The sequence below is a fragment of the Nocardioides panacisoli genome (assembly GCF_019448235.1).
Lineage (GTDB): Bacteria > Actinomycetota > Actinomycetes > Propionibacteriales > Nocardioidaceae > Nocardioides > Nocardioides panacisoli_A.
Genome location: NZ_CP080409.1, coordinates 2,741,413 through 2,756,967 on the forward strand (window position 1 = coordinate 2,741,413; position 15,555 = coordinate 2,756,967).

Genomic DNA, 15,555 nt, shown 5'->3' on the forward strand with positions numbered 1-15,555 from the left:
TCAGTTGGTCGGGCCCTCGGGAGGCCCACGTTCCGACACCGATCCGACGTCCGGGGTGTCCGGTCGGTTCCGGGTGCGGTCCTCCGGCGCGGACGTCTCCTCGGTCACCAGCGGCCGCAGCCGCTCGACCAGCCGGGCGCGGCCACGGGCGCAGCGTGACTTCACCGTGCCCGGTGCGCACTCGAGGATCTCGGCCACCTCGGCGACCGAGTAGCCCTCCATGTCGACCAGCACGAGTGCGGCGCGCTGGTCGACGGGCAGCTCGGCGAGCGCCGCGAGCACGCGGGCTCGTCGCTCCTCGGCGGCCACCCGGTCGGCGGGATCGGCGGTGTCGTCGCCGGCGCGGCCGGCGCGGTCGGCGTACGTCGCCGCCTCGGTCTCCTCCGGCAACGTGCTCGTGGCGCGCACCCTCTCCGAGCGCAGCCGGTCCAGGCAGGCGTTGACCACGACCCGGTGCAGCCACGTGGTCACGCGGGCGTCGCCGCGGAACGACCCGGCCCGCCGGTACGCCGCCACGAGCCCGTCCTGGAGGCCGTCCGCCGCGGTCTCGGGGTGCCCGGTGGTGCGCAGCGCCACCGCCCAGAGCCGGTCGCGGTGGCGGGCGAAGAGGACGCCGAAGGCATCGGGGTCCCCGTCGACGTGGGCAGCGAGCAGGTCGGCGTCGCTGGGGTCGGCGGGGTGGTCCCGATCAACGGCCACGGACCACGACCTCCGCCACCTCGCCGCGGAACCCGCCCGGGACCTCGGGGAGGGAGGTGAGCCAGATCAGGGCGTACTGGCCGGTCGCGTCCTCGGGCTCGAGGATGACCGTCGACTGCTCGGCCGTGCCGGTCGCGGCCGGCTCTCCCTGGGGCGCGTCGGACGGCGGGTCGTCGCCGACGTAGAGCTCCATGTCGGTGGCGCCGCCGACCACGGTGACCTCCACCTCGGCGACCTCGACCGACTCGCCCAGGTCGACGACGAGGCCGACGCCGGGCTTGAGTCCCTCGGGCCCGAACTGCTGCAGGTAGGTCATGGTGCGCCACGTGGTGCCGGCGTCGCCGTCGACGGTGCGGTCGATGGTGTCGGGATGCTCCTCGGGCGGGTTGCCGAAGGGGTCGAAGTCGACGGCGGTGAGGCCGGTGACCTCCGCCGGCGCCTCGGTGGGCGTCGGCGTGGGCGTGGTGTCGTCGGGCTCGGCGCCCAGCGGGGTGCGGCCGCGGCCGAGGTTGAAGGCCACGACGACCGCCACGAGCAGCAGCAGCGCGGCCACCAGCGCCATCGCGAGCCGGAACCAGTTGCGGCCCGGCACGGTGGGCTGCTCGGCGGTGTCGGTGAAGTCCGACTCCCACGGGTTGGCCGGGGGCGGCGGCGCCGGTGAGGACGGCGGCGTCGGGTCGAACTGTGCGCGCCGGGGCTGGCTCACGCCCTCGCGCGGACGGCGTACGGGCTGCCCCTCCTCGGGGTCGGGGGCGAAGAGCGGCGGCGGCTCGGGGTCCTTCAGCTCCGGCGGCGGCGGCGGGGGCGTGCTGGCCGCGCGGAACCAGTCGACGTCGTCGGTGTCGTCGTCGAAGACCGGCATGCCGGCCTCGGTGGGGAGGTCGCTGACGCTCACGTTGGGCGGCAGGCCCTCGTCGGGGTCGGCCGCCCGGGCGGCGGTGTCGTCCGCCGGGTCCGGGGTGTGGTCGGCGCCGCCGGTGTTGTCGGGGTCGCCGGGGTCGCCGGGGCCGAGCGGTGCCACCGCTGCGGTCTCCTGGGTCTGCTGGTCGCCGTCGTCCCCGGCGTCGTCGGTGGGCAGCGGCACCTGCTGCGTGGGCTCCTCGTCGGCGCTCGCCGCATCGGTGGCCTCGGCCTCCGCGGGCTCCGGCTCCACGGGCGGCGTCGGGATCGCCGTGGTCGGAGGCTCGGCGGGCGGGGCCCCGCGGTCGGCCTCGCCGCGCGGGCGCGGGTCCCTGACCGAGGGCAGGTCGACCGGCTGCAGCTCGTTGATCGCCGGGATCGAGGACGCCAGCGCCTGCGGCAGCCCGGCCGGGTCGCCGATGAACTCCAGCAGCCGGTCGCGGATCGCGTGCGCCGACCCCACCTCGACCGGGTGGTGCACGATGCCGCGTCCCCGGTGGGGGCTGACCATGATCTCGCGCCAGATGTCGTCCAGTGCCCGGGGTACGCCGGCGCGCACCCGCCGCGGCGGCAGCGGCGAACCGTTCTCCCGCGGCGCCGCCGGCACGTGCGAGTCCGACGGACCGGGCCAGGTGCCGGTCAGGCAGCAGTGCAGCAGCCCGGCCAGGTCGGACCGGTCCATCGCCCGGTCCCCGCGGGGGATGCCGTGCAGTGCCGCGTCCATGCCCAGCCCGATGATCCGGACCGCGCCGAACCGGTCGATGAGCACGTTCTCGGGGTTCAGCCGCCCGTGGGTGACGCCGTGGTGGTGGGCGACCGCGATCGCGCTGGCCACCTCCGCCACCAGCCAGCTGCTGCGACGCGGCCCGAGCGGCTCGCCGCGGGCGAGGAGGATGTCCAGCGAGGTGCCGGTGCCCCACTCGTTGACCACGTAGGAGAGCCCGTCGGTGGTCGCGGCGTCGAGGACCCGCAGCACCCGGGCGTCGTGGAACGTGGCCGAGTCGCGGGCGGCGGCGAGCAGGTCCTCGGCCCGCGGGTCGTCCTCGGCGAGCACGTGCAGCGCGACATAGCGCTCCAGCATCGTGTCCTGTGCGCGCCAGAAGCGGCCCCCACCGCTCTCCGCCAGCAGGTCGACGAGCCGGTAGCGGCCGGCCAGCACGTCGCCCGGCCGTGTCGATGTCGCCACGCTCGTCACTCTAGTCGGGCGGCGAGACACGGTCAGCCGCGCCTCAGGCGTGCCGTGACGCCGTCCAGGACGACCGTCAGCTCGCGCAGCGCGACCAGCTTGGCGACCGCGACGAAGGCCACCAGCCCCACACCGCCCAGCGCGGCGGCCTCGACGCCGCCCCACCACCAGGTGTCGGCCCCGGGCAGGTCGGCCCGCAGGTCGGCCACCGGGCCCGACAGCAGCCAGGCCACGCCGGCGGCCACGACCGCGCACGCCGCGAGCCGCAGCAGGTAGGCCCCGTGGTCGCGGGCACGGAACTCGCCCAGCCGCCGCGACAGCAGCCCGAAGGAGACCATCGAGCCGACGGCGTACGCCGTCGCGTAGGCGGTCACCAGCATCGCCGCGGTCTGCTCGGGCGCGGTCCGCCCGACCAGCACCACCGCGACCGAGACGTTGCAGGCCGCGATGATGCACTGGACCCAGAAGACGGTGCGGGTCTGCTCCATGGCGTAGAAGCCACGCAGCGTGAGGTAGTGCAGGGTGAAGAAGACGAACGCGACACCGAAGATCGTCAGCGCCGGCACCGCACGCACGTAGGTCTCGGCCGCGGCGCCGCGGCCCCACACCACCTGCGCGACCGGCTCGGCGACCACCGGCAGCAGTGCCGCGAAGGCCACCATCACCACCAGTGCGGTCCGGATCGCGTCGGTCAGCGTGCGGGCGAGCGCCGCGTGGTCGCCGGCCTCGGCCAGCCGGGACAACCGCGGCAGCACCGCGGTGGCGAGCGAGACGGTGATGACCGAGTGCGGCACCATCACCACCATCATCGCGCCGGAGTAGATCGTCAGACCGGTGCCGTCGGCCGCCTCGGCCGTGCCGCCCGAGGCCAGCCGCACCGTGACGACGTACGCCGCCTGGTTGACCAGGACGAACCCGAGCGTCCAGGCGCCCAGCCGCAGCGTGTGGCCCAGGCCGGTGTCGCGGAAGTCGAACCGGGGGTGGAACGAGATCCCGGCGGCGCGCAGGTAGGGCAGCAGGATGAGGAACTGCGCCACGATCCCGACCGTGGAGCCGATCCCCAGCAGCGCCTCCTGGGAGGTGGAGAACGGCCCGGTCTGCTCCTCGGTCGTCGCGGCGCCGAAGACGAAGAGGTAGACCACGAGGATGGCGACGGCGATCACGTTGTTGGCGATCGGCGCCCACATCATCGGCCCGAACCGGCCGCGGGCGTTGAGCACCTGCCCGACCAGGACGAACATCCCGTAGAAGAAGACCTGCGGCAGGCAGAAGCGCGCGAAGTCGATCGCGGAGTCACGCTGCTCGGCCAGCGCCGGGTCGTCGTACCGGTTGGAGAGCAGCAGGTCCATCACCCACGGTGCCGCGACGACCAGCAGGATCGTCACGGCCCCGAGGAAGCAGATGGCGAGCGTCATGATCCGGTCGACGTAGGACGCCCCGCCGTCGGCGTCGTTCTTCATCGCCCGCACCAGCTGCGGCACCAGCACGGCGTTGAACACGCCGCCCGCGAGCAGGATGTAGAGCATGTTGGGGACGGTGTTGGCGACCTGGAAGATGTCGGCGTGCAGGCCCAGGCCCAGCGCAGCCGCGAGCAGCATGGAGCGGATCAGGCCGCTGGCACGCGAGAAGATCGTGCCGGCCGCCATCACTGCGCTGGAGGCCAGGATGCTGCGTTCGGTCACGTCGTGCCGTCCCCCTCGGAGCCGGCCCGCCGGACGCGGCGCACCAGCCGCAGGGCGATGGCGACCACCAGGATCCCGGCCCCCGTGCCCAGTACCAGCCAGATCACGCCGCTGACCTGGCCCGACCGCAGCGGCACCGTGGCGCTGACGTCGAGCACGGTGCCGTCGGCGGTGACCAGCTCCAGCGGCAGGTTGTGCACGCTGGAGCCCTCGGCGCGGGCGTTGAGGAAGACCGTGGTGTGGCTCTCGGGCGGCACCACGGCCGGCTCCACCGGATCGATGGCGGCGCCGTCGGTGCTGCCGCGGATGCCGACGGTGACCGGTTGCTTGAGGTTGTTGCGCAGCGTGACGGCGAAGTCACCGGTGCCGCTGGCCAGGGTGACGCCCGGTGGCGCGACGATGTCGACGCCGGTGAGGCGGCGTTCGGTCCAGCCACCGATCTCCCGCAGGCGCGACACGGTGTCGGGCTGGTCGTCGCGGTGGCTGTAGCCCAGCGCGGCCAGCATCTCGCGCACGAGGCGGTCGCTGATGGTGTCGTTGAGGGTCAGCATGTCCTGCAGCAGTGGGGCGTCCGCGGCGAGGTCCTCGGCGGCGTCGAAGGCGTCGCCGGTGAGCTCCAGGTTGACCTGGCGCGGCGGGTAGGAGACCTGCTCGGGGTCGACCGGCGTGGCGGTGCCCTCGGTGGCGTCCTCGGCGGTGGTGAGGTCCAACCACGGCTGGTCGAGCTCGGCCCAGAACTGTTCGGCATCGCCGCTGATGCTCGGTGGCACGGTCATGACCAGCGGCTGCGGTGCGGTCGAGCCGGTGTCGAGCGCGCGGACGGCGGCCTCGCTGAGCAGGCGCTGGCGAAGGGCGACCGCGTCGCGCCGCCGGTCCGGCCCGGGGCCGCCGGACTGGGCGGCGTGGGAGGTCACCGCGGCCCGGTGGCCGTCCACCGACACCACGGTCGGGGGACCGGTGGGGAACTCCTCGGTGGGGAACATCCGCTCGGTGAGCAGCAACGTCGGGTTGTCGTCGACCAGGGAGAGACCGGTCTGGTCCAGGTAGCCGCTGGGCGAGGCCACCGCCGGACTGGTGCGCAGCTGCCACTCGGCGGCCACCGCTCCCTGCTGCGCGCGGGCGGTGGCGTAGAGGTCCGGGGCGTGCTCGGCAGCGGCCGCCACGTCGAGGTCGCCGTAGGGCAGGGTCAGCACCGTGGACCCGCGCAGCGCCGTACGGGTGTCGCCGAGCCAGTCCTCGGCGGCGAGGGCGAGCTCGTCGTCGCCGGTGGCGTCGTCGGCGGGCTCGGGGTCGGGCTGGGTCTCGTCCTCGTCCTGCTGCCGGATGGTCGGTGAGACCGAGCGGGTGGGGTTGCCGACGCGGAGCTGCTCGACGGTGTCCAGCAGGGCGGGGTCCAGCAGCCAGGTGACGGGCCGGCCGCCGGCCGCGGAGCCGAAGTCCACCAGCTTGCGGAGCGTGCCACCGTCCAGTGAGCGCAGCCAGCGGCCCCGCTGGGCGACGGCACCGCGGGTGGTGTGGTCGATCTGCTCGCGCAGCGGGACGACCACCGAGGTCGGCACGGGCTCCTCGTTGTCGGGCAGGTGCGGCAGGAAGGTGCGGGCGCGGCCGTCGGCGACGGCGTCGCGCGGGGAGGACTCACTCTGCCCGAGCGCGTGGACGCCGAACCAGTAGATGCCGGGTTCGTCGATCGCGATCAGGTCCCGCGGCACGCGGAGGTCGTACGCCGTGCTCTCCCCGGGAGCGAGGTCGCCGATGGCGTCGATCACGTCGGTGATGCGGGGCCCGACGACCGCCGTGGGCGAGGTGGCCGCGGCGACCTCGAGCTCGGCGGCGGTGGTCATCGGGGTGCGGGTGCCGGCGAAGGGGAAGAGCTGGACCTCCTCCCAGGTCTCCTCGCCGCGGTTGGTGACGGTGCCTCGGATCCGCACCGCGCCTTTCTCGGGCAGCGCGCCCGGCGTCAGCTCGTCGATGGTGATCCGCAGGTCGCCCCGCTCGTCCTCCTCGGCCGCGGCGACACCGTTGGTCGAGCCGACGCCGTTGGCCGAGCCGACAGCGTTGGTCGAGCCTGTCGAGACCCCCGTGCCGACGCCGTTGGTCGAGCCTGTCGAGACCCCCGCAGCCGGGGCGCCCGCACCCGCGCCGACGGCCACGATCGCGGCAGCGAGGAGCCCGGCACACAGGCGCGCGGGCAGGGTCGGACGGGGCACGTGCCAACCCTAGGCCGTGGAGGGGAATGCTCGGTGTCCCCCGGGCCGTAGAATGCGCGCCCGTGCCCTCCGCTTCGACCGACCCCGGATCCACCGCCGAGCCGCTGCGCCTCGTCGACGTGCAACAGGCCGTCGCCGCCGAGCTGGACCGGATCGCGCCGGTGATCGACGACCTCGGCGAGCGCTTCGCCGAGGCGGGCCACGAGCTGGCGCTGGTGGGCGGCCCGGTGCGCGACGCGATGCTGGGGCGCCGCAGCAACGACCTCGACTTCGCCACCTCGGCGCTGCCGGAGCAGACCGAGCGGATCCTGCGCGCCTGGGGCGAGGCCTGGTGGGACATGGGCCGCGACTTCGGCACCATCGGCTGCCGCAAGGGCCCGTGGGTGGTCGAGGTGACGACGTACCGCTCGGAGGCCTACGACGCCGACTCCCGCAAGCCGGCCGTCGCGTACGGCGACACCCTCGCCGGCGACCTCGGCCGCCGCGACTTCACGGTCAACGCGATGGCGGTGCGGGTCCCCGGCCGCGACCTGGACGACCCCTTCGACGGGGTGATGGACCTGGCGCACAAGGTGCTGCGCACGCCCGGCACCCCGGAGGCGTCGTTCTCCGACGACCCGCTGCGGATGCTGCGCGCGGCGCGCTTCGCCGCCCAGCTCGGGTTCAGCGTCGACGAGGACGTCGTCCGCGCGATGCGGGAGATGGCCGAGCGGATCGACATCGTCTCCGCCGAGCGGATCCGTGACGAGCTGGTGAAGCTGATCTGCGCGCCGTACCCCCGGCTCGGGCTGACACTGCTGGTCGAGACCGGTCTCGCCGTCCGGGTGCTGCCCGAGCTGCCGGCGCTGCAGCTCGAGCGCGACGAGCACCACCGCCACAAGGACGTCTACGAGCACTCGCTGATCGTGCTGGACCAGGCGATCGAGCAGGAGGACCGGCTCGGTGGCACGGACTTCACGGTGCGGTTCGCGGCGCTGATGCACGACGTGGGCAAGCCGGCCACCCGGCGGTTCCAGGACGACGGGTCGGTGACCTTCCACCACCACGACGTCGTCGGCGCGAAGCTGACCCGCAAGCGGATGAAGGCGCTGCGGTTCTCCAAGGAGGAGACCGAGGCGGTCTCCAAGCTGGTCGAGCTGCACCTGCGATTCCACGGCTACGGCTCCGGGGAGTGGACCGACTCCGCCGTACGCCGCTACGTGCGCGACGCCGGCGACCAGCTGGTGCGGCTGCACGTGCTCACCCGCGCCGACTGCACGACCCGCAACAAGCGCAAGGCGGCGCGGCTGCGGCGTACCTATGACGACCTCGAGGAGCGCATCGAGCGGCTCAGCGAGGAGGAGGAGCTCGCCGCGATCCGGCCCGACCTCGACGGCAACCAGATCATGGAGATCCTCGGCATCGCGCCGGGCCGCGTGGTGGGCGAGGCCTACCAGTACCTGCTGGACCGGCGGCTCGACGAGGGGCCGATGACCGAGGCGGAGGCGACCGTGGTCCTCAAGGACTGGTGGGCGTCTCGGGAGGCGGAGTAGGCGTCGTACGCGGCGGAACGCGTTCTAGGCTGCCGGCATGACCGAAGCTCCCGAACTGACCGCGACGACGACCATCAACGCCAGCCCCGCCCAGGTGTGGGCGCGCGTCACCGACCTGCCCCGCATGGCGCAGTGGAGCGACCAGGTCGTCAAGACCAAGGTCCTCGGCGGCGAGGTGAAGCAGGGCGCCCGCTTCCTCAACCTCAACCACCAGGGCTGGAAGCACTGGCCCACCAACGGCAAGGTGGTCCGCTTCGAGCCGCAGCGCGACTTCGCGTTCCGCATCACCGAGAACCGCACCATCTGGTCCTTCCAGCTCGAGGACGCCGGCGACGGCACCACCACCGTCACCCACCGCCGCGAGACCCCCGACGGCGTCTCCGGCCTCTCCCGCGGTCTCACCAAGGTCGTCCTCGGCGGCGTCCAGGGCTTCACCGACGAGCTCCGCGCCGGCATGCAGGACACGCTGGCGAACCTGAAGGCCGACGTCGAGAAGTGACCCCAAGGATCCCCGGTCAACCGGGGATTCTGGTACTTCCATGGGATTGCAACCCCATGGAAGTGAGGGGATCCCCGGTTGACCGGGGATCCCTCAGCCCCCCAGCTCCCGCAGCGCGTCCCCGGTGAGGCGGTACGTCGTCCACTCGCTCAGGGGGCGGGCGCCGAGGGACTCGTAGAACGCGATCGAGGGGGCGTTCCAGTCCAGGACGACCCACTCCAGGCGGCCGTAGCCGTGCTCGACGCACTCGCGGGCGAGTGTGGCGAGCAGCGCCTTGCCCAGGCCGGAGCCCCGCTGGGCGGGTCGGACGTAGAGGTCCTCGAGGTAGACGCCGTGGACGCCCTCCCAGGTGGAGAAGTTGCGGAACCACAGGGCGAGGCCCACGACCTCGCCGTCGATCTCGGCGGCGTGGCAGAAGACCGACGGCGCCTCGCCGAAGAGGGCGGTGTGGAGCTGCTCCTCGGTGAGGTGGCAGGACTCGGGCTCGCGCTCGTAGTCGGCGAGCTCGTGGACGAGGCCGACGAGGGCGGGTACGTCGTCCGGTCGCGCGCGCCGGATCCGGGGGTCGCTCATGGGGCCATTCAAGTCCATCCCCGGGGCCCGCCGCTCGGCCGTCCGCGTCAGCCCCCGGTCAACCCTGGGTCAGCCCTCGGTCAGCCCTGGGCGCCGATGCGGTCCAGGTAGGAGCGGCGGGCGGTGTCGTCGACCTTGGTGATGGCAGCGTCGTCGCCGAACAGGCGGCGCAGTCGCCGCATCACGGACTCGGGCACCAGCGCGGCGCCGGTGGTGGCGGCGCCGACGTAGGACGGCACGGCGGTCTCGGCACGCCGGTGGCCGATCGAGGCCACCACGGCGGCGGCGATGTCCTCCGGCTCGACGTCGGGCAGCAGGCCGTAGTCGATGCCGGAGGAGAGTTCGGTGCGCACGGCGCTGGGCAGCACCGCGGATACCGAGACGCCGGTGTCCTCCAGCTCGAGCCGCGTCGCGGCGGTGAGCCCGACGACGGCGTACTTGCTGGCGTTGTAGACGGCGAGGCCCTTGAGGGGGAACTTGCCGGCGAGGGAGGCGACGTTGACCACGTGGCCCCGGCCGCGCTCGACCATGCCGGGCAGCACCAGCCGCATCCCGTGGATCACGCCGTGGACGTTGACGTCCATCGTCAGCCGGTCCGTGCGTCCGTCCTGCTCGAGGAAGGCCCCGTTGGGCATGACGCCGGCGTTGTTGACCAGCACGTCGACCGGACGGTCGTGGTGCTCCTCGACGGCGGCGAGGAACGCGGCGAAGGAGTCCTCGTCGGTGACGTCGAGCCGGTGCCCGCTGGCGCGGGGCCCGAGGTCGGCAGCGGCGTCGCGGGCCAACGCCTCGTCGAGGTCGCCCAGCGCGACGTGGGCGCCCCGCTCGACGAGCGCGCGGGCCGTCGCGAGGCCGATGCCGCGGGCGGCGCCGGTGACGGCGACGAGCGCCCCGTCGGTGTCGATGGTGGGGTAGCGGCTCATGCGGTGACCTCCGCGGTCTCGTGGGTGGTGACGAGGTACTCGTCAGGCTGGAACCGGCTGACGCGGCGGACGAGCTCGCCGGTCGACCACGGCCAGCTGAAGCTGTTCCGGCCGTTGGCGTCGATGTAGTAGCTGTGGCACTCGGCGGCGTTGTACGCCGTCGACCCGAGCGCGTCCTGCACCTGCGCGACGTACGCCGCCTGGACCTCGGGGCGGACCGCGAGCGCGGACCATCCCTCGCGGCGGGCGGTGGTGATCGCGTCGACGATGAGCGCGACCTGCGCCTCGGCGATGGTGAACGCCGAGGTGTGGCCGGTGCCCAGGCTCGGCCCCAGCACGACGAAGGCGTTGGGGAACCCGGCGACGACGGTGCCGAGGTGGGCCTCGGGGGAGCCGTCCCAGTGCTCGGCGAGCGTGCGGCCGTCCGCGCCGCGGACCCGGTCGGCGACGGGCATGTCGAGGATGTGGAACCCGGTGCCGAGGATGATGGCGTCGACCTCGGCGCTGCTGCCGTCGCTGCCCACGACCGTCGCTCCCTCGACCCGGTCCACGCCGGTCGGGTGCACCGTCACGTTCGGCCGCGTCAGCGCCGGGAGGTAGTGGTTGGAGAACAGGATGCGCTTGCAGCCCAGCAGGTAGGTGGGCGTGAGCGCGGCCCGCAGCTGCGCGTCGCGTACGACGGCACGCAGGTGGGCGCGCCCGACCTTCTCCAGGGCGTGCATCAGGGGCCGCGGGTGGTGGAACGCGGTGCCGACCAGCTCCATCGCGGCGTACTCGACGGCGCCGATGGCGCGCGCGACCAGCGGGGCGCGGCGCTTGAGCCACCGCTCGGCGCGGGGCACCGCGTGGTCCAGCTTGGGCAGCACCCAGTGGGCCGTGCGCTGGAAGAGGTGGAGGTCGGCGACCTCGGGCTGGATCTCGGGGACGAACTGGACCGCCGAGGCGCCGGTGCCGATCACGGCGACGCGGCGTCCGGTCAGGTCGACGTCGTGGCGCCACCGCGCCGAGTGCCACACCTCGCCCGGGAAGTCGGCGAGCCCGGGGAGGTCGGGGATCTTGGGCTCGTTCCAGGGACCGGCCGCGGCGACGAGGAAGCGGGCGGTGAGTTCGCCCGCGCTGGTCCGCAGCACCCAGTGGTCGCGGTCCCATGACGCGTCGAGCAGCTCGACGCCGAACCGGGTGACCTCGTCGAGGCCGTGGTCGCGGGCGACCCCGTCGACGTAGGCGAGGATCTCGGGCTGGGTGCCGTAGACCCGCGACCAATCGCTGTTGGGGGCGAACGAGAAGGAGTAGAGGTCCGAGGGGACGTCGCAGGCGCACCCGGGGTAGGTGTTGGCGCGCCAGGTGCCGCCGTAGGTGTCGGCCTTCTCCAGCACGACCACGTCGCTGATGCCGGCCTCGCGCAGCCTGATGGTGGCGGCGATGCCGGAGATGCCGGCGCCGACCACGACGACCTCGTGGTGCTCGGCCCGGGGGGCGCTCATGCGCTCGCTCCCCGGTCGGCTGCGACGACGGCGGTGGCCACCCGGGCCGGCACGGCGCGCCGCGCGGCCTCCAGCGTGGCCGCCCGACGGGCGGGGTCCATGAAGTTGGGACCCATCGCCGCGAGCTCCTCCGCGCCCGGCTCGATGCGGACCACCCGGATGCCCGCGGCGCGCAGCGCCGCCACCTCGCGGTCCAGCCCGGCGGTCATCCGGCGCCGCAGGACCCGCTCGACGCGGTCCGCGCCGGTTGCCGGCACGCCGCCCTCGGTGGTCATCGGCGCGACGACCACGACCTCGTCGACCGGTGCGTCCGCGAGCAGGTCGGCGGAGACCGAGGCGACCGCACCCCCGTCGAGGTAGCGGCGCCCGGCAACCTCGACCGGCGGGAACCAGCCCGGGATCGCCCAGGACGCCGCGAGCGCCTCGCCCAGGACGGCGCGGGGCGCGCCCGGCGCGCCGAACGGCACCTGCTCGCCGGTCGTGGCGTCGGCCGCCACCAGCCAGGTCGCCGGGTGGTCGACCCACGGTGCGCCGTCGGTCAGCGCGGCGGCGTAGTCCCGGAGGAAGGTGGCATCGCCCCGGCCGCGCGGCAGCAGGGCCGCCCCGGCGGCGTACGACGACCGCCCGGCACGGGTGGCACGGGCCAGTCCCAGCCCGGGCAGCGACGGCGCGGGGACCGGCGGGAAGCGTCCCGGGGCGCGGGCGAGGTGGCGGCTGAGCACGGGGTCGGCGCCGGGCCGCCGCTCCAGCGCGTCGAGCAGGTCCTGCGGCGTGCGGCCGGCGCCGATGGCCGCGACGGCCTCGGAACCGGCCGAGGTGCCGAGCAGGACCGCGGCGGTCCGCGGGTCCCAGTCCAGCTCCTCCTCCAGGGCGCGGAGCGCGACCGCGGTCCAGGCGAAGCCGAGGGTGCCGCCACAGCCGATGGCGAGGGCGCGTCGTCGAGTCATGCTCGGATACTAACGGTATCCGGATCCCATTGGTACCCCAGTTGGTAGGTTGGTCGCGTGACACGGATGACACGGCGGGAGACGCACGCGCAGACGCGCGACCGGCTCGTCGAGACCGCGCACCGGCTCTTCCTGTCCGAGGGCTACAACGCCACCTCGCTGGACAAGGTCGCCGCGGCCGCGGGCTACTCCAAGGGCGCGGTGTACTCCAACTTCGCCACCAAGCACGAGCTTGGCCTCGCCGTCATCGACGTCGTCCACCACGAGCGCGCGACCTCCCTCACCGCCGCCGTCGGCGCCGCCACCACGGTCGAGGACCGGTTGGCGGCCTTCACCGGCTGGGCCGAGACCCACATCGGCGACGTGGGCTGGACCGCACTCGAGGTCGAGTTCGCGACCAGCCACCGCCACGTCGAGGGCGTGCACGAGGCACTGGCCCTCCGCCGCCGCGAGTTCACCGGCGCGCTGGCCGACCTGATGGCCGGCCAGGCCGCCGAGCTCGGCGTCGAGCTGCCGCTGCCGCCCGAGGACGCCGCGGTGCAGCTGCTCGCCCTGGGCATCGGACTGGGCGTGCAACGCGCGTTCGACCCCGAGCTGCCCGTCACCAGCCTCGTGGACCTGCTCCGCTCGTTCCTGGAGCGAGCGACGCCGACCGACGACCGGTGAGCCGGGGGAGCCCAGGGAGCCCCGTGAGCCGGGCGATCAGCCCCAGGGCGTGACCAGGTCGGTCAGCGCACCGGTCAGCGCCGTCATCAGCAGCGGCCCGAAGGTGATGCGCCCAACGCCGGCCTCCCGCAGCTCGGCCAGCGAGCCCGACGGGGCGCCGTCGACGGGATGGGCGGTGACGTTGAGCGGTCCGGAGACCTCGGCGAGGAGGGTGCGCAGGGTGGCCATGTCGGGGACGCGGACCGGGTAGACGCACCGGGCGCCGGCCTCCTCGCACGCCCGCAGGCGGCGTACCGCCTCGGCGGTGGGGCCCTCGAACGTGGCGACCTTGCCCAGGAAGGCGTCGGTGCGGCCGTTGATCACCAGCTCGACCCCGGCGGCGTCGGCGGCCTGCCGCAGCGCGCCGATGTAGTCGGCGTGCTCGGCCACCTCCCGCAGCCGGCCCTCGCTGTGGACGGTGTCCTCGATGTTGATGCCGACGGCCCCCGCCTCGAGCACCCGCTCGACCAGCTCGGCGGCCGGGGTGTCGTAGCCGGACTCCATGTCGGCGGTGACCGGCACGTCGACGGCGCCGGTGATGCGGCGTACGCCGTCCAGCGCGTCGGCCAGCGTCATGCCCTCGTTGTCCTGCTGGCCGCGGGCGTCGGCCAGCGGGTGGCTGCCCACGCTGAGCGCGGGGAACCCGGCCGCCACGACGGCCTCGGCCGACCAGGCGTCCCACACCGTGGGGAGCACCAGCGTCTCCCCGGTGTGGTGGAGGCGGAGCAGCTCGTGGGCCCGGGTCGCGACGTCGCTCATGCGTTCAGCATCGCAGACGGGCCCCGAGCCGCCCCGCCGTCGCGATCAGTCCCCGTCGATCATCACGGTCTTGATGTTGACGAACTCCTTGAGCCCGGGCTCGCCGTGCTCGCGGCCGAAGCCGGAGTCCTTCACGCCGCCGAAGGGCAGGTGGGGGTTGGCGAGGTTGAACCCGTTGACGTTGACCATGCCGGTGTCGAACTCGGTGCGGGCCAGCTCCACCGCCCGCGCGGTGTCGGCGGAGAAGATGCCGCCGCCGAGGCCGTAGCGGGAGTCGTTGGCGATCCGCATCGCGTCCTCGTCGTCGCGGGCACGGATCAGCGCCGCGACCGGCCCGAACAGCTCGTCGTCGTACGCCGGCTGGCCCGGCTCGACGTTCTCCAGCACGGTCGCGGGGTACCACGCGCCGGCTCCCTCGGGCTTCTCACCACCGACGGTGGCCTTGGCGCCCTTCTCGACCGAGGCGAGGACCTGGTCGTGGAGCTCGTCGCGCAGCTGCACCCGCGACATCGGCCCGAGCTGGCAGCCCTCGTCGGTGGGGTCGCCCATCTCGACGCCCGCCATCGCCTCGACGTAGGCGTCGCGGAAGGTGTCGTAGACCTCGTCGACGACCACGAACCGCTTCGCCGCCACGCAGGTCTGCCCGTTGTTGGCCATGCGGCCCTGCACGCAGGTCTGGACGGCGGCGGAGACGTCGGCGTCGGAGAGGACGAGGTAGGAGTCGTTGCTGCCGAGCTCGACGACGGCCTTCTTCAGGTGCTTCGCGGCCTCGGCGGCGACGTGCTTGCCCGCACCGTCGGAGCCGGTGAGCGTCACGCCGCGCACCTCCGGCCGTGCGATGACGTCGTCGGACTGGCCGTGGTCGATGAGCAGCACGCGGAAGGCGTCCTGCGGGATCCCGGCGGCGCGGTAGAGCTCCTCGAGCCGCAGCGCCATGCCGAAGACCGACTCGGCGTGCTTGAGCAGCACCGTGTTGCCGGCGATGAGCTGGGAGACGCTGAAGCGGATGACCTGGTAGATCGGGAAGTTCCACGGCTGGATCCCGTAGACCACGCCGATCGGCTGGTGGGTGATGAGGGCCCGGCCGCCCTCCTTGGGCTGCTCGACGTCGGCCAGGATCTCGGCGGCGTTGTCGGCGGTCCAGTCACAGATGGCCGCGCACAGCTGCACCTCGGGCGAGCCCTGTGCGATCGGCTTGCCCATCTCGGCGGTCATCAGCTCGGAGAGCTCCTGCTCGTTGTCGCGCAGGTGCTGGCCGATCGCGCGCACCGCCTCGGCGCGCTGCTCGATCGGCGTACGCCGCCACTCGCCGAAGGCGCGGTGGGTGGCGTCGATGATCTCGGAGACCTGCGCGTCGGTGTGCAGGTCGTAGGTCTGCAGGTCCTCGCCGGTGGCGGGGTTGCGGGTGGTGATCGTGGGCACGAGCGTGCTCGCTTTCCGTTGTCGGATGGTTCGCTCT

General features: G+C 73.7%; 13 protein-coding genes. 3 read left to right on the forward strand and 10 right to left on the reverse strand.

Translation table 11 applies throughout. The features are described 5' to 3' along the window. The 4 genes from sigM to KUV85_RS13285 are packed head-to-tail and all read right to left on the reverse strand — an operon-like array spanning position 1 to position 6,674. Positions 1 to 699, reverse strand: a complete 699-nt coding sequence (gene sigM, locus KUV85_RS13270) for an RNA polymerase sigma factor SigM (protein WP_219960368.1) — start codon at positions 697 to 699, stop codon at positions 1 to 3. Further along, positions 689 to 2,785, reverse strand: a complete 2,097-nt coding sequence (locus KUV85_RS13275) for a protein kinase family protein (RefSeq protein ID WP_219960369.1) — start codon at positions 2,783 to 2,785, stop codon at positions 689 to 691. The genes sigM and KUV85_RS13275 overlap by 11 nt, the downstream gene beginning before the upstream one ends. A gap of 32 nt (positions 2,786 to 2,817) precedes the next feature. Continuing rightward, entirely contained in the window at positions 2,818 to 4,467 is a 1,650-nt protein-coding gene (gene murJ / locus KUV85_RS13280; RefSeq protein ID WP_219960370.1) for a murein biosynthesis integral membrane protein MurJ, read from the reverse strand. Next, positions 4,464 to 6,674 carry a DUF6049 family protein gene (locus KUV85_RS13285; RefSeq protein ID WP_219960371.1) on the reverse strand — a complete coding sequence of 737 codons (2,211 nt, stop codon included), beginning with the start codon at positions 6,672 to 6,674 and terminating at the stop codon, positions 4,464 to 4,466. The genes murJ and KUV85_RS13285 overlap by 4 nt, the downstream gene beginning before the upstream one ends. A gap of 26 nt (positions 6,675 to 6,700) precedes the next feature. Here KUV85_RS13285 and KUV85_RS13290 point away from each other — a divergent pair, with 26 nt between their 5' ends. Beyond that, positions 6,701 to 8,206, forward strand: a complete 1,506-nt coding sequence (locus KUV85_RS13290; RefSeq protein ID WP_425299356.1) for a CCA tRNA nucleotidyltransferase — start codon at positions 6,701 to 6,703, stop codon at positions 8,204 to 8,206. 37 nt (positions 8,207 to 8,243) lie between these two features. Continuing rightward, the gene (locus KUV85_RS13295) at positions 8,244 to 8,705 is read left to right on the forward strand and encodes an SRPBCC family protein (protein ID WP_219960373.1); all 462 of its coding nucleotides are present in this window, start codon (positions 8,244 to 8,246) and stop codon (positions 8,703 to 8,705) included. 93 nt (positions 8,706 to 8,798) lie between these two features. Here the strand turns inward: KUV85_RS13295 and KUV85_RS13300 are convergent, their stop codons facing one another. From KUV85_RS13300 to KUV85_RS13315, 4 genes are all read right to left on the reverse strand, one after another. Next, on the reverse strand, positions 8,799 to 9,278 hold the full coding sequence (locus KUV85_RS13300) for a GNAT family N-acetyltransferase (RefSeq protein ID WP_219960374.1): 480 nt from the start codon (positions 9,276 to 9,278) through the stop codon (positions 8,799 to 8,801). Positions 9,279 to 9,358: 80 nt separating this feature from the next. Continuing rightward, positions 9,359 to 10,201, reverse strand: coding sequence for an SDR family oxidoreductase (locus KUV85_RS13305; protein WP_219960375.1), 843 nt, complete (start codon positions 10,199 to 10,201; stop codon positions 9,359 to 9,361). Further along, complete coding sequence (locus tag KUV85_RS13310) at positions 10,198 to 11,685, reverse strand: flavin-containing monooxygenase (RefSeq protein ID WP_219960376.1); 1,488 nt, start codon at positions 11,683 to 11,685, stop codon at positions 10,198 to 10,200. The genes KUV85_RS13305 and KUV85_RS13310 overlap by 4 nt, the downstream gene beginning before the upstream one ends. Continuing rightward, positions 11,682 to 12,632 (reverse strand): patatin-like phospholipase family protein, encoded by a 951-nt coding sequence (locus KUV85_RS13315; RefSeq protein ID WP_219960377.1) that lies wholly within the window; start codon positions 12,630 to 12,632, stop codon positions 11,682 to 11,684. The genes KUV85_RS13310 and KUV85_RS13315 overlap by 4 nt, the downstream gene beginning before the upstream one ends. Before the next feature lie 66 nt (positions 12,633 to 12,698). On the opposite strand from KUV85_RS13315, the gene KUV85_RS13320 reads away from it, so the two are divergent. Then, positions 12,699 to 13,298 (forward strand): TetR/AcrR family transcriptional regulator, encoded by a 600-nt coding sequence (locus tag KUV85_RS13320; RefSeq protein WP_237690295.1) that lies wholly within the window; start codon positions 12,699 to 12,701, stop codon positions 13,296 to 13,298. A gap of 36 nt (positions 13,299 to 13,334) precedes the next feature. On the opposite strand, the gene KUV85_RS13325 is transcribed toward KUV85_RS13320, so the two are convergent. Together KUV85_RS13325 and KUV85_RS13330 are read right to left on the reverse strand one after the other, a co-directional pair. After that, a complete protein-coding gene (locus KUV85_RS13325) occupies positions 13,335 to 14,096 on the reverse strand; it encodes an isocitrate lyase/PEP mutase family protein (protein ID WP_219960379.1) in 762 nt (253 codons plus the stop codon). Positions 14,097 to 14,141: 45 nt separating this feature from the next. Continuing rightward, complete coding sequence (locus KUV85_RS13330; RefSeq protein WP_237690138.1) at positions 14,142 to 15,518, reverse strand: NAD-dependent succinate-semialdehyde dehydrogenase; 1,377 nt, start codon at positions 15,516 to 15,518, stop codon at positions 14,142 to 14,144. Between the last annotated feature and the right edge of the window lie 37 nt (positions 15,519 to 15,555).

What these genes read in the sequence shown, in the direction of transcription:
- KUV85_RS13325 (WP_219960379.1), bottom strand. Translation starts at nt 14,096, where the DNA reads ATGAGCGACGTCGCGACCCGGGCCCACGAGCTGCTCCGCCTCCACCAC.
- KUV85_RS13320 (WP_237690295.1), top strand. Translation starts at nt 12,699, where the DNA reads ATGACACGGCGGGAGACGCACGCGCAGACGCGCGACCGGCTCGTCGAG.
- KUV85_RS13290 (WP_425299356.1), top strand. Translation starts at nt 6,701, where the DNA reads ATGCTCGGTGTCCCCCGGGCCGTAGAATGCGCGCCCGTGCCCTCCGCT.
- KUV85_RS13315 (WP_219960377.1), bottom strand. Translation starts at nt 12,632, where the DNA reads ATGACTCGACGACGCGCCCTCGCCATCGGCTGTGGCGGCACCCTCGGC.
- KUV85_RS13310 (WP_219960376.1), bottom strand. Translation starts at nt 11,685, where the DNA reads ATGAGCGCCCCCCGGGCCGAGCACCACGAGGTCGTCGTGGTCGGCGCC.
- KUV85_RS13300 (WP_219960374.1), bottom strand. Translation starts at nt 9,278, where the DNA reads ATGAGCGACCCCCGGATCCGGCGCGCGCGACCGGACGACGTACCCGCC.
- KUV85_RS13295 (WP_219960373.1), top strand. Translation starts at nt 8,244, where the DNA reads ATGACCGAAGCTCCCGAACTGACCGCGACGACGACCATCAACGCCAGC.
- KUV85_RS13305 (WP_219960375.1), bottom strand. Translation starts at nt 10,201, where the DNA reads ATGAGCCGCTACCCCACCATCGACACCGACGGGGCGCTCGTCGCCGTC.